The 13,682-nt window shown below is 45.4% G+C and carries 9 protein-coding genes; 7 read left to right on the top strand and 2 right to left on the bottom strand.

What is annotated here, in order from left to right; translation table 11 throughout:
• Nucleotides 1-7 precede the first annotated feature (7 nt).
• Both GTQ48_RS10095 and GTQ48_RS10090 read right to left on the bottom strand, forming a co-directional pair.
• Complete coding sequence (locus tag GTQ48_RS10095) at nucleotides 8-1,150, bottom strand: efflux RND transporter periplasmic adaptor subunit (RefSeq protein ID WP_163106576.1); 1,143 nt, start codon at nucleotides 1,148-1,150, stop codon at nucleotides 8-10.
• Nucleotides 1,151-1,502: 352 nt separating this feature from the next.
• The gene (locus tag GTQ48_RS10090; protein ID WP_287009514.1) at nucleotides 1,503-2,306 is read right to left on the bottom strand and encodes a DNA-J related domain-containing protein; all 804 of its coding nucleotides are present in this window, start codon (nucleotides 2,304-2,306) and stop codon (nucleotides 1,503-1,505) included.
• A 192-nt stretch (nucleotides 2,307-2,498) separates the two neighbouring features.
• Here GTQ48_RS10090 and GTQ48_RS10085 point away from each other — a divergent pair, with 192 nt between their 5' ends.
• The 7 genes from GTQ48_RS10085 (at nucleotide 2,499) to GTQ48_RS10055 (ending at nucleotide 13,670) form a co-directional block, all read left to right on the top strand.
• Nucleotides 2,499-3,209 (top strand): DUF1499 domain-containing protein, encoded by a 711-nt coding sequence (locus GTQ48_RS10085; RefSeq protein WP_163106575.1) that lies wholly within the window; start codon nucleotides 2,499-2,501, stop codon nucleotides 3,207-3,209.
• A 237-nt stretch (nucleotides 3,210-3,446) separates the two neighbouring features.
• Nucleotides 3,447-5,525: a TonB-dependent receptor gene (locus tag GTQ48_RS10080; RefSeq protein ID WP_163106574.1), complete on the top strand. Its 2,079-nt coding sequence runs from the start codon at nucleotides 3,447-3,449 to the stop codon at nucleotides 5,523-5,525.
• Nucleotides 5,526-5,747: 222 nt separating this feature from the next.
• Nucleotides 5,748-6,395 (top strand): chalcone isomerase family protein, encoded by a 648-nt coding sequence (locus GTQ48_RS10075; protein ID WP_163106573.1) that lies wholly within the window; start codon nucleotides 5,748-5,750, stop codon nucleotides 6,393-6,395.
• A gap of 18 nt (nucleotides 6,396-6,413) precedes the next feature.
• On the top strand, nucleotides 6,414-7,235 hold the full coding sequence (locus GTQ48_RS10070) for an alpha/beta fold hydrolase (RefSeq protein ID WP_163106572.1): 822 nt from the start codon (nucleotides 6,414-6,416) through the stop codon (nucleotides 7,233-7,235).
• Between the two features lie 320 nt (nucleotides 7,236-7,555).
• Nucleotides 7,556-10,435, top strand: coding sequence for a M14 family metallopeptidase (locus GTQ48_RS10065; RefSeq protein WP_163106571.1), 2,880 nt, complete (start codon nucleotides 7,556-7,558; stop codon nucleotides 10,433-10,435).
• A 338-nt stretch (nucleotides 10,436-10,773) separates the two neighbouring features.
• Nucleotides 10,774-11,250, top strand: coding sequence for a hypothetical protein (locus tag GTQ48_RS10060; RefSeq protein ID WP_163106570.1), 477 nt, complete (start codon nucleotides 10,774-10,776; stop codon nucleotides 11,248-11,250).
• Between the two features lie 35 nt (nucleotides 11,251-11,285).
• Complete coding sequence (locus GTQ48_RS10055) at nucleotides 11,286-13,670, top strand: EAL domain-containing protein (RefSeq protein WP_163106569.1); 2,385 nt, start codon at nucleotides 11,286-11,288, stop codon at nucleotides 13,668-13,670.
• Nucleotides 13,671-13,682 lie beyond the last annotated feature (12 nt).

The following is a 13,682-nucleotide window of genomic DNA, read 5'->3' as shown; positions in this document are numbered from 1 at the left end:
TGCTTGCTTATCGTGAGCCGCGTGATGAAGGTTGCCATTCAGATGCATTCACTTTTGCACCTGGTTTTACTTTTTGATATCCGGTAACAATGATTTGCTCGCCTTCGCTTACCCCATCGTTTACCACATATTGATCGCGATAAATTTGCCCAACGCTGAGGGTTCGGCCCTCAACTTCACCGCGGCTATTCACCACATACACTGAAAGCGAACCGTCGGTTTGGCGGGTTGTAGCTCGCTGTGGCACAAGCAGCGCATTTTCGCGACCTGTGATCACATGACCTTTAACAAATAAACCTGGTAACAAGATACTGTCGGGATTAGGCATTTCGGCGCGCAACGTCACTGAGCCCGTGCTTTCATCAACGGTGACTTCAGAAAACTTAACGCTACCTGTGTGTGAGTACTTTTCTCCACTCACTTCATCCACCGTTAGCTCTACATCAAGTGCGCCTTGGTTTCGCATAGATTGGCGTAACGTGAGAATAGAAGCGCCCGACTCCTGCATATCGATAAATACAGGGTCGAGCTGTGTGATGATGGCAAGTTGCTGGGCTTGGTTAGTGGTAACAAGAGTACCTTCGGTTACAAAAGAACGGCTGATTTGCCCGCTTATAGGTGCGTATACTTTGGTGTAACCCATATTGACTTTGGCAACATCCACCGCAGCGTCAGCAACGCTAATAGCGGCTTCGGCCTGTTCTTTTTGCGCAATAACATCGTCGTATTCTTGTTTGCTAACGGCGTTTTTCTCGACCAGGTCGTCGTAGCGACGTGCCTTTGCCTCTAAGGTTTTTAAGTTAGCCTGCGCACTTTTTAAATCTGCTTTTGCACTGTTGAGCTGCGCTAGATACCGAGCCTGATCAATTTGATAAAGCTGCTGGCCTTTTTTTACCTGCGCCCCCTCTTCGAAAAGGCGGTCTGTAATAACACCATCTACCTGCGGACGAACCTGTGATTGACGAGATGGACTCACTCGGCCCGGCAACACCATTTCGTGCTGCACTGGCTGCCTTTTGAGGGTTACTACAGAAACAGAAGGCGCGGGCATTGACTGCTGCGAGTCTGGCGATTGTGCTGATTCGTTTGAACATGCTGCAACGCCGAAAAGTGTCAGTAGCGCTGCAGTAAGGTAAAAAATGCGACTCATAAATCTTCTATTTCCCAATAACTAGTTTAATGCAGACGGTCGAACGCCATCTGAAATACGTCATCTGCGATATGCCATCTGCAATAACGCAATGAATGTTTGCAAAGCTTGTCTATTTTACTGTGCCGAGATACTCACTTTTGGCGAGGCGAAAGTGGCTGTTGAGTACCGGTATTGATGTGACATAGTTTGGAATTCGAATATATACGAAGCTATGTTCTTATTAACTCTATTTTGCGCTCTTACACTAAAGATTAAAAGGCTGAGTAGCCGAGTTTACAAATGTCGTCGTTAAATAACTAACGACTTTCCCTTTATCCTGAGATTTAGTTAGCTTTGACGCCCCAACATCCTATTTAAACGAATAGAAGCGTACTAATAATTGGTATGCCGAAATGACCTGTTGAGCTTGTTCGCGACTTCCTCCTTTATCGGGGTGCAGCTGCTGTAGCTTTTTTCTGTAGTGTTTTTTAATCTCTTTCAAAGAATAGGCGTTATGTTCTTCACGTGGTAATGCAGCGCAGGGCCAGGTGAGCCCGAGTATGCGATGGGCTGCTTCAATATCACCATCGTTGAAAGAAGCGTATTGGGCGTTTCCCATTGTTGACCAAAAGCTGGTTAGTAAAGCCTCAACACTCTCTTGGTCAGTTTGTTCGAAATTGTTCCAATCTAAGTAATAAGAAGCCAACGCGTCGTGAGAGCCTACCTTGTGCGCATGCTCTGTTATTGCTAATTCATTTTCAGGTGCAAGTGCAGCCCCGGGTGCAAGCACTTGTTTAGGCACAGTGGCACCTGCATCCACATCTGCACCTGCAAATAAATCTATACGAATATTAAGCGTATAAATATCAAGCTTGCCTACCCCGTCCTTAAGCCATATCGAACGCAGTTGATAGAGCGCGTTAAACAGAATGAAGTGGGTTTTAAACAGCATAAGCGGGTCACGCAGAGCCTCCTCATCAAAAACCGTATAAGGCGGCTTTTTTAACATCGAAATAAGGGTGTACTCACTGACGCCCTCCTCAAACATGCTCACCATGGTCGATAGAATATCGACTAACATGTCAGCAAGAAGTTCGTGTAATGGCGAGTCACCTTGCGCTCTGCTTACGGTATTGGCGTTCAAACTACTACTCTTTAAAAAACTACTCTTCACAATACTCTCTTTGAGAGTGTTGTTGCTCAAAATCTCATCTCAATAGGCGCACGGTATCACGAGCAATTAAGGAGCCGCCACTTTACAAGCTTGGTGATAACCATTGCACATTTATCTTTTATAAAGTAATCCAAAACACCAAAATGCCTGTTAAAGTATTCCAAAATATAAAACAAAAATAATGGAGTTCCCTTGAAAATATTAGTCGCGTTAACCAGTATCCTTGGTTTTTTGATGGTTGTATTGCCCGGCCCTTTGTATCAGTACGCAGGTGTGGGCTTAGGTACAGCATTTACGTCTTTACGTTACGGAGTTTACGTTGGCGGTGCCGCTCTTATCCTTATCGTGCTTCAGGTGATCATTAATCGTAAAAATATTAGCTGGGGTAGCACTATCGTATGTGCTGTTTTAGCGTTAATTGCGGTTGCAATGCCAGTCAGCATGATGAGCAAGGCAAGTACTGTTCCGCCTATTCACGACATTACCACTGATGTTACAAACCCACCTGAATTTGTTGCTATTGCACCGCTTCGCGAAGGCGCGCCAAACGATGTTAATTATGAAGGCGGCGATATTACTAAGCAGCAGTTAGAAGCGTACCCAGAAATTAAAACGCAGCTACTTCCGCAGCCTGTAAGTGAAGTGTACGTTGCTGCAGAAAAAGCCATTGCCACCCTTGGTTGGGACAACGTTACCGCTGGCGCTCTACCTAACACATTAGAAGCCACAGATACCACTACGTGGTTTGGCTTTAAAGACGATGTGGTGATCAGGCTAACAGAAAAGGGCGACAACACGCTGGTTGATGTTCGTAGTAAGTCTCGGGTAGGTCAAAGCGATTTAGGTAAAAATGCAGAACGCATTAATGCCTTTATGGCAGAGCTTCGGAAACAGCTTGGCTAAGCCAGTGCCACAACCCACTGACCTAGAATAAATAATTGAAATATAAGTATTAAAGTAAGATTAGCGTTCTAAAGGCTAATATAAAAAAGCTCGGCTTGCTCAGCAAGGCGGGCTTTTTAATGTCTGTTATACAGGGCTGTGCGTTTTAGGCTGGGTAAAACACACACATTTTATTTGCATCCAAAGCATCGCATCAAACGTTTTACTACTGAACTTGTTTTTGCTTTAAGGATAATTATGGCTTCAGGTTATGCAATTTCAGCGCTATCTCTAAGCGTTGCATCAATACTTTGCGCGTCCCCCTCTTTTGCACTCGCCTTTGCACTTGACGATCCCGCAGAAGGCGATATCGAACACATACGCGTGAACGGTGATATGTCTCAGAAAAGTGGCGAATTTGTGTCTGCATCCCAAGGCTGGGTTTCAGGCGATACGTTACTTGAGCGCCCCATGTTGCGCACGGGCGAAATGCTTGAATTCATACCAGGCATGATGGTGACTCAACATAGTGGTTCAGGTAAGGCTAACCAGTATTTTCTCCGTGGTTTTAACTTAGACCACGGCACAGACTTTACCGTTAGCGTTGACGGCATGCCTATCAATATGCGTAGCCATGGTCATGGACAAGGCTATAGCGACCTTAACTTTGTGATCCCCGAAATGGTGGATAACTTGAGTTACTTTAAAGGCACCTACTATGCCAATATTGGCGACTTCTCTAGTGCCGGTGGTGCATTTTTCAATTTAAAAGATTCTATCGACGACAATCGTCTATTTTTCACCCTTGGTGAATACGGCTATCAGCGACTTGCAACACTCAACCACGCTGACATTGGCGAAGGTAAGGCCATTGCCGCGTTTGAGTACCAGACATACGACGGACCATGGACTGATATCAACGAAGATGTGCGAAAAAAGAATGCCAACATTCGCTATATTACGCCCTTATTCGACGGTGAGTTAACGGTAACGGGAATGGCATACGATAACAGCTGGAACGGTGCCGACCAAGTACCTGCCCGCGCTATTGAAAGCGGCCTCATCGATCGCCTTGGCTCTATTGACACCGACGTTGGTGGAGAGTCTTCACGCTATTCACTATCGGCAAACTATACCAGCGATGGCATTAATGCTTCGTTTTATGCCATTGATACCGATTTAACGCTTTTTTCTAACTTTACCTATTTCTTAGATAATCCAGAAACGGGAGACCAGTTCGAACAAGCAGACGACCGGCAAATTTATGGTGGTGAACTATTTACCACAGTACCGCTGGCGGTAACCGATGGCAGTACCATTACCATGGGGGCTCAATGGCGCTTCGACGATATTGAGAATGTAGGCCTTTATCGCACACGGAACTTGCAACGTGTAGGCACGATTAGAGAAGACGCCATAAAAAGTAGTAGCTATTCCTTATTTGCACAGTCAAACATACTGCTTACAGATGCCCTTAGCCTATCTCTCGGTGGTCGTTACGATTACTTAGATGTGGATGTTACAAGCGACCTTGCGGCAAATAGCGGTGAAGAAAGTGATGGCCTATTCACGCTAAAAGCAGCACTAAAATACGCCGTTACCGACGACATCACAGCGTTTGCTAACATTGGCCAAGGCTTTCATTCTAATGACGCCCGCGGTGCAACCATAAGCATCGACCCTGTAAGCTCAGAGTCAACACCGGCATCACCATTGTTGGTCAAATCGTTAGGTTATGAGGCAGGTGTTAACTATACAGACGGAAGAACCTTCAACGTATCTGCCGCATTATGGCGACTAGAGTTAGACAGCGAGTTGCTGTATGTAGGCGATGCAGGCTTTACCGAGGCAAGCCGTCCATCCGAGCGTCACGGTATTGAGCTAAGCGCGTACTACTGGATAAGCCACCACCTTACCACCGATATTGAAGCGGCCTACACCAATGCCCGCTTCAGCGATAGGGTTGAGGGCGAAGGACGACATATTGATGGCACTGTTCCCGGCGTTGTCAGCGCAGGGGCGACCTACTATCAAAATAACGACCAATTGGGCATGAGCTATACACTTCGAGCTCGCTACTTAAGCTCGCGAACGGTAGAAAGCTTTGATGAGGTTTCGCCTCCAGCAACGTTCTTACTTAATACCCAAGTCGCCTACCGCCAGCCAACCTGGGATGTCACCCTTGAAGTGTTAAATGCCTTGGATAGCGACGATCACGATATTGACTATTTCTATGCATCACGGCTGCCTGGCGAACCTGAAGGAGGCATTGAAGATTTGCATTATCACCCTGTAGAGCCTCGCAACGTGCGCGTTACGTTCTCTTTGCGGTACTAAAACTTATTGCTAAAAGCTAGAACTTAAAACCAGAGGAAGCGTATTTGTGCGCTTCCTCTGCTTTTCTATTCTTCTTATTCTCTTATTAAAAGCCCCTTAAAACGGAAAACACCACCCCGCCCTCTCACTCACATTAATTATTTGTTAATATGCTTTTTAAACGCAACTGAACCACGTACTCTCGCACTGGCTTCAGAAGTTAATTATTAGAATAGGCTAGCTATGAAATGGATATGTCATAACGGCGTTTTAGCCTTAATTTGGGCTGCTTTGAGCACTGCCTCATGGGCTACGATAGCCGCAAGTGCTAACGTAAGTGCTAACGCAAATGTCAACGAAAGTGCTGAGGCTCATGCTGAAACCGTCTCGTCGACTCAGTATGCAGAGCCTACTAAGCCATTAGCGTTTAGTGGTGCAACGGTGAGAAAACGCTTTTTCTTCAGTGTGTATAAAATTAGCCACTTTATGGCTTGGCCTCAAGAAACTTCCGATAACCCTGATGAACTCATCAAACTTATTTCTTCTGGGCAGCTTTCACAGCGGGTAGAGATAGAGTTTCTGCGAGATGTCTCTCGCGAACAAGTTGAAGAGGCATTAATGGACGGCATAGAGCGCAATAACCCTGATGTCGACTTGAGCAATATAAAGACCGAAATAATGCGATTATCAGATGGTTTTGATAACGATATTACTGAAAATTCGCGGTTAGTATTATCGCGTGTGAATGTGGGTAAACTTATAGTATATTTCAATGAGCGAAAAATCGTTGAAACAGACAACAGCGAGCTTACCAGAGCCCTGTGGTCAATATGGTTTGGTCAAAAGCCAATAGTAGATAATAAAGCATTGATAGCAAATCAAATGCAATAAGAGTAATGGGGCGATTGAGTGAAGGTTGTAAAAGGCAGTATACGTTGTGATAGATTCCTTGTTCCCTACCGTATTTATGGAGACAAACCAGACACTATTGTATGCATAAGCGGTGCAAAACAAACCATGGCAGTATGGCGAAGTTTTGTTAAACGCTTTGTACCCTCTTTCTCTGTCGTTGTATTTGACTTGCCCGGTACCGGTCGCGCAGAGATACTTTCAGGCGCTCCACAAGTGACTTTTGAAGAGCAGCAACAAGTACTGCTTGATGTTATAGGAGACACCGCGAAAACTGACAAAGTTGTACTTGCCGCAGCGTCATGGGGCACTATATTAGCGGCATACATTGCAGCAAAATATCCAACTAAAATTGAAAAAATGATATTGGGAAGCTTTGGTGTCTCTACCAACGACACAATTTTAGAGCTTATTCACCGCGGACAATCAGCATTTAAAACCGGCGATGTTGAAAACATTGCACCTTTGATGATTGAGTGTTTTGGACAATATATTCCTGAATCGCAGAAGCAACAAATGATCAGCCAATTTTCAAATATGGATGAGAAAGAATTGCTTAATTTCTACGAGCACTGCGAGTTTGTAAAAACCAGTCGAGACATTAGCAAGCTAATTAACTTACGCGAAATTGAAGCAAAGACCCTCGTTATCTGCGGTGAGCATGACACCATTTTAGACCACGATGGTATTCGTGCGGCAGTGACTAAAATTCCCAATTGCGTGTATAAACTCGTACCGGATACTGGCCACTTCTTACATTGGGAAAAACCATCAATTCTAGACACTTACAGTAACTTTCTTCACTCTACAGAAAGTGCGTAAAATCTAGAATAATTAAAGGCGAAGCCTCGGGGTCACTTAACTTCAGAGCTTACGCCTTTTTACCTGCTATTTGTTGCCACCGCTACACTCATCTCTCGACACTGAACTCTTAACAAACTCTTGATTCACAGAAAAAGTAAATCGTGATAACCCCTGCGTTCATCGCAGTCTCATTGACTGTTCAATTTATACGCTACAGTATAAGAGCATCAAAATGGTGAGAAGCTATCTCGAATGTTCATAGTGAGACATCTTAGCGAGAAGTCGCCATAAACAATAAGATCAAAAACGATAAGATCAAAAACGATAAGGGAACACTCATGCAATCCATCACAAAGTGGTTCACGCTATTGTTAGGGCTGGCCGTTGTGCCCACTTACTCAGCAATATTAATGAAACCAATTAACGACCCAGATTTAGCGTATTCTGGCGAGTTACTTTCTGGCACTTATAATCAGCAAATAACCCATCCCGATACCTTGCTCGGCTTTCCCATTGGCTCTCGCGTTGCCGACCCAGCGCAAATACACAGTGCAGTCATGCATTGGGCTGAGCAAAGCGATAGGTTGCATGTAGTCGAGTATGCACGCACCCATGAAGGTCGCCCACTGATTGCCGCGTTTATATCAACACCGGCGTTACTCAGTGAGCTTGATACTATTAAAAGTAATATCGATAAGCTTGCTAACCCGTTAAATACCAGCGACAGCCAAGCCAGCAACATCATCGATTCGCTGCCCGCCGTTGCCTGGATGGCATACTCTATTCATGGCAATGAAACATCAGGCGCAGATGCAGCGTTAACCGCTATCTACCATCTGATTGCCAGTGAAGACAAAGACGTGGAAGCGCTGCTTGATGATATGGTGGTTGTTATCGACCCCATGATGAACCCTGATGGCCGCGCTCGATTTGCCAAATCACTGGAGCAGTATCGCGGCACGGCACCCAATGTTGACGACCAGTCGTTGTTACACCGTGGTGACTGGCCTTACGGCAGAACAAATCACTACTTTTTCGATTTAAACCGAGATTTCTTTTATCTCACGCAGCCTGAAACCGTCGGTCGCGTTGAAATGATCAATGACTGGCGGCCCCAGCTCATGATTGATGGCCATGAAATGGGAAGCCAAGACACCTATCTGATGGGCCCACCGCGCCAACCATTAAATCAAAACATTGATCCTAATTTGCAAAAATGGGCAAAAACCTTTGCCCGTGATCAGTCTGCGGCTTTTGATGAGAAAGGCTGGCGCTACTACACCGGCGAATGGTTTGAAAACTGGTACCCAGGGTATTCAAACTACTCTGAATATCGCGGCACCATGCACATTCTTTACGAGCAATCTCGTATGGCGGAAGACGGCGTGCGCCGACCTGAAGGCACGGTGCAAACCTATATCGAATCGGTGCATCATCAGTTTATATCCACCCTTGCCAACCTCAAGACGTTGGATAAAAACAGTAAAGCCATGTACCAAGATTACTGGCAGGGTCGTAAGAACAACGTTGCCTCTAAAGGAAAATTTGCTAACCGCACCTACGTGATTATGGCGAATGACAACATTGGCAGAACCGACGCATTGGTGAGCCGTTTGTTGGCTCAAGATATCAAGGTGTATATTACCGATAAAGATATGGAAGTGGACGAGGCCACCACGCATTTAGGCGACGTGAAAGAAGATATTGTTATTCCCAAAGGCAGTATTGTTGTGCCTAACCGCCAAGCCGAGGCGCCGTTAATTGCTGCCATCATGGAGTTTGACGCAGGTGTCAACAACGCTGTACTACTAGAAGAACGCCAGAAAACCTTGCGTGACGGTTCATCGCTAATGTATGACACCACTGCATGGAATTTAACCATGATGTACGGTCTAGAAAGTGTCACTGTGAGTGAGCACCTCACTAGTAATATGAGCCCGTATAAGCCAAGTACCCACACCCATACATTGCTTGATAATGCTATTGCATGGATGGTAGACGGTGCAGATGATAGATCTGTCGCCTTTGCAGCAAGGCTGATGGAGCGCGGTATCCACGTTCGCTATATTGACCGCGAATCAGAGTTTGAAAACACGGTTTTCAATCGAGGCTCTATTGCGGTAACGGTCACCGATAACCCCAATACAGAAAACCTTGCAAGCCTAATAAAGCAAACCGCCGATGAGCTTATGGTGTCGGTAATCGCCACAACAAGCGGCTTTGGCGAGGGTGAGTTACCTGAATGGGGAGGCAAGCATTTTGATCTTCTTACTCGGCCCCAGGTGGCTATTTTAAGCCACGGCAATATGTCTAGCTACGATGTGGGCGCAACCTGGTACAGCATCGATGCTAATTTGGGCATTCGCCACAGCCAAATAGACGTTAACTCTTTAAACCGAACTGACTTGCGTCGTTACAATGTCATTGTTCTCCCCACCAGCTATGGAGCACTAGATAAGTCTAAGCAGGCGCTTTTAGATGAATGGGTTAACAACGGCGGAACGCTTATCGCTCACGGCAGAAGTGCGGCAGCGTTAGCGGGTAAAGATGGCATTGCCAATGTGAAAACCATTGAGAATAGCTTTGAGAAGGCGCTCGATTACGATATTTCTTTAAACCGTGAATATATGGCGAATTTAAACAAGGTAGATACTAAGGCAGCAATGTCTCACACCTTAAATGCAGACTTCGCGTTTCCATGGGACGATTTACCTAAACCGCTTAAAGAGGAAGAGCTAACCCGCCGCGATAAATGGTTAAGCCACTTTATGCCAAGTGGCGCTATGGTAGCCGGCAGAACCGACCAACAGCACTGGCTAACAGCGGGTACGCCCGAAGTACTGCCATTACTTTACAGCAATCAACCGCTATTAATGTCGGCAGATAATAGCGAAGCCGTGGTTAGAGCGGGTGTATTTAGCCCAAGTCCTAACAAGAAAAAAGGGGACAGTGAGAGTAAGAAAAACGCCGATCGCTGGTTCACACTGCCACAAGATAAAGCACTTAAGGTTCGCATGAGTGGCTTGTTGTGGCCAGAAGCACAGCAGCGTATTGCGAATACGGCTTACTTAACTCGCGAACGCAGTGGCAAGGGGCAAATTATTTTGTTTTCTGGCCAACCTAACTTCCGCGGTGCCGCGCTAGGTACCAACAGGTTACTGCTTAATGCCATTGTTTATGGTCCAGGCCTAGGTAGCCAAGAAAACGTAAGCTTGTAAAAAAAAGTAAAGGCAATAAAAACAGAGAGGGGCCGCATGGCCCCTCTCTGCTTCATCAACATCGTAGATAGTTCCGTCATTTATAAACGCACTACGGCATACAGTATGAAGATAGGCTGTCAAAAGGTTGAATTAGGAACTTTCGTTTTCCTTTAGACGCCTTTCTCTACGAAAGTCTATAGTTATAAAGCGCTACTCTCAAAGCAAAATCGATAGTTATAAACTATTGTTATTTTCAAGGGCGTGTCTACTGTCGATGCTTAGCAAACATCGATGCCCCCTTTATAGGTAATTTAGTTAGCCGTTCTGTTTTTTGAGCCGTAGAAGAGTGTTCCCACATGCGCCTACCATTTAGAGTTATTCTTTTTGTTTTGTTGATTCTGCCGAACGCTGTGCGTGCAAGCACAGCAAATGAAGAACATCACCATTGGCAACAGTCTCCACACCACCTCTCACTTTTAGTAGCAACAACGAATACCGATGAACACGGTGACGCATTCACGCTAGGCGTTGATTATGAATATCGTGTTAACGACTTTTTAGGAATAGGGTTAGTCGCAGAATATGCCTTTGGTGATATAGAGGCATTTACCTACTTAGCAGTAGCAGATTTACATATCACCAATAACTTTATTGCCCAAGTGGGACCAGGTGTAGAGTTTTTTGACGGCGAGGAAATTCCCGTGGCGCGTGTGGGTTTGCTTTACGAGTTTGAGTTGTCGGGTCTTACGCTTTCACCACAACTTCATTATGACTACCATCACGATCACGACGATGCCATAGTGGCAGGTTTAGCCTTCGGCATCGCGTTTTAGCAGTCGTTTTTTCAATCTTCACACTGAGATCTCCATTGACGCCATTTAACAATAAAAAGAACAAACGAAAAGTTTCCTATAGCTACCTCATTATTTTGATGCTTATAGTATTGATAGTAGGCGTTATTTATACCGGCATTTCGGCGATTTTAAGCGAGTCGCGTCAGGTTAGAAATAATTATGAGCTGTTAAGATTATCCGAATCTGTCGATGACACCTTGATGGAAGTTAACGCTGATTACAGCGACTTTATGCTCACCGGCGAAGACATCAAACTAGAAAAATTTAATCGCCACAAAAAGCAGCTTGATAAGTTGATAGGCAAAGGTAAACAACTCGTTACTGGTGAGGGTCAGCAAGCCGCCCGCTGGTCGAAAGTGGCAGAGCTCATGACTCGATGGGAGCAGCAAGTTGTTCAACCTGAAATAGCGGTAAGGCAACAGATCGAGCAAAATGATGTAGCCCTAGCCCATTTTGAAACCTTATCGTCCAGACTAGTAGGTAAGGCTATTTTTGACGACATTCGAGGTTTACTGTCTGCTTTACATGATAAGTTTGAGGAGCGAAGCAATGAAAAAGGTAAAGCGCTAATCGACCTAATAACCCTGAGCTTAGTCAATATGGAAACCGGTCAGCGCGGTTTTTTACTTTCTGGCACAGAGGAGTCACTAGAGCCATTTGAAGAAGGTAAAATGCGATTAGCTATACAGCTAGAGCGCTTTCGCAGCCACGCAGCCAGTGGTAACGTAAATGCATCAGATATTGATGCATTGGAACGCCGCATTGACGATTGGCTGCGCAAAGCTGCTATACCAGAAATTCAAGCGAGAAGAGAGCTTAATAATAAATCAGTGTCCAATGAGGATTTGACAACAATGCTTGCTGGGGGGCTAACCCAACAATACATTGGCAATGTTCGCGACCTCTTGAAAGAAATCATCATTGACGAAGAGTTAACATTAAACACACGTAAAGTAGAAGAGGCTTCAACTGACCTATTTATAAAGATAGCTATCGTACTTGGCATATTGGTTTTGTTCATGGTCTTGATGCTGGGCTTTATGCGAACACAGGCTTTCAAACTTGTAAATTATCGTTCAAAACTGGAACACCTAGCCCATTACGACACCCTTACAAACCTGCCAAATCGTGTATTACTTGCCAATCAATTAAGTCAGTCGATGGCTCAATGTCGTCGCCGTAAACAATCGTTAGCCGTTGCCTTTATGGATCTCGATGGATTCAAAGCCATTAACGACAATCATGGCCATAAGGTGGGAGATGAACTTTTAGTCGCGGTGTCACAACGGATGAAAAACAGCTTAAGAGAGGGAGACATGCTGGCTCGTATTGGCGGCGACGAGTTTATTGCTGTTATGGTTGACTTAAGTGGGCCGCATGACAGCGAACCAGCGCTACAGCGGCTACTTGACGCGGCAGCAAAGCCCGTGCTCATTGGTGACGATGTGCTGAATGTAACAACTAGCATAGGGGTTAACTTTTATCCCGAAGATAGCTCGGACGCAGAGCAGCTTATGCGACATGCTGATCAAGCCATGTATTTAGCCAAGCAAGCAGGTAAGAATCAGTTCTATATCTTCGATACCAAAAAAGACAGTGCGTACAAGGCATTGGGGGAAAGAATCGGCCACATTCGAAGCGCTCTTGAACAAGAGCACTTTGTATTGCACTACCAGCCACAGGTAAATATGTGCACAGGAGACGTTATTGGCGTTGAGGCCCTAATTCGTTGGCAACACCCAGAACGTGGACTTATTCCACCGTTAGAGTTTCTGCCCGCTATAGAAAGTCATAATCTGAGTATAAAGCTAGGTGAATGGGTGATAAGCAGTGCCCTAGCCCAAATTAAGCAATGGCATGATGACGGCCTCAGTTTTACAATAAGTGTGAATATTAGCGCCTACCAGCTTACTCAAAGCGATTTTCCAGAACGGCTGGCATTATTGTTACACCAGCACGCAGATGTAGATTCAAACCTACTGGAATTAGAAATTTTAGAAACCGCTGCGCTTAGCGACATCACGCAAGTGTCAGACGTTATGGACGCTTGTCATAAGCTAGGCGTGCGTTTTGCGCTAGATGACTTTGGCACGGGGTACTCCTCCTTAACGTACCTGAGAAGGCTTCCCGCACAACAGGTAAAAATAGACCAAAGCTTTGTTCGTGACATGCTAGAAGATCCTGACGACTTAGCAATTATCAAAGGCGTAGTGGGTTTAGCCAACGCTTTTAAACGGGACGTTATTGCAGAAGGAGTTGAAACTCGCGCCCACGGAAAAGCGCTGCTTGCGCTTGGCTGCGAGCAAGCCCAAGGATACGGTATCGCCCGTCCCATGCCAGCTGGAGATATTCACCCATGGGTTCAAACATGGCAACAAACGCAGTCATGGCAAAGCTAAGCACTTATCGCC

It is taken from the genome of Alteromonas genovensis (assembly GCF_010500895.1).
GTDB lineage: Bacteria > Pseudomonadota > Gammaproteobacteria > Enterobacterales > Alteromonadaceae > Alteromonas > Alteromonas genovensis.
This window is presented reverse-complemented; position numbering and strand designations above follow the sequence as displayed.

What these genes read in the sequence shown, in the direction of transcription:
- GTQ48_RS10075 (WP_163106573.1), top strand. Translation starts at nt 5,748, where the DNA reads ATGAAATGGATATGTCATAACGGCGTTTTAGCCTTAATTTGGGCTGCT.
- GTQ48_RS10065 (WP_163106571.1), top strand. Translation starts at nt 7,556, where the DNA reads ATGCAATCCATCACAAAGTGGTTCACGCTATTGTTAGGGCTGGCCGTT.
- GTQ48_RS10060 (WP_163106570.1), top strand. Translation starts at nt 10,774, where the DNA reads ATGCGCCTACCATTTAGAGTTATTCTTTTTGTTTTGTTGATTCTGCCG.
- GTQ48_RS10095 (WP_163106576.1), bottom strand. Translation starts at nt 1,150, where the DNA reads ATGAGTCGCATTTTTTACCTTACTGCAGCGCTACTGACACTTTTCGGC.
- GTQ48_RS10080 (WP_163106574.1), top strand. Translation starts at nt 3,447, where the DNA reads ATGGCTTCAGGTTATGCAATTTCAGCGCTATCTCTAAGCGTTGCATCA.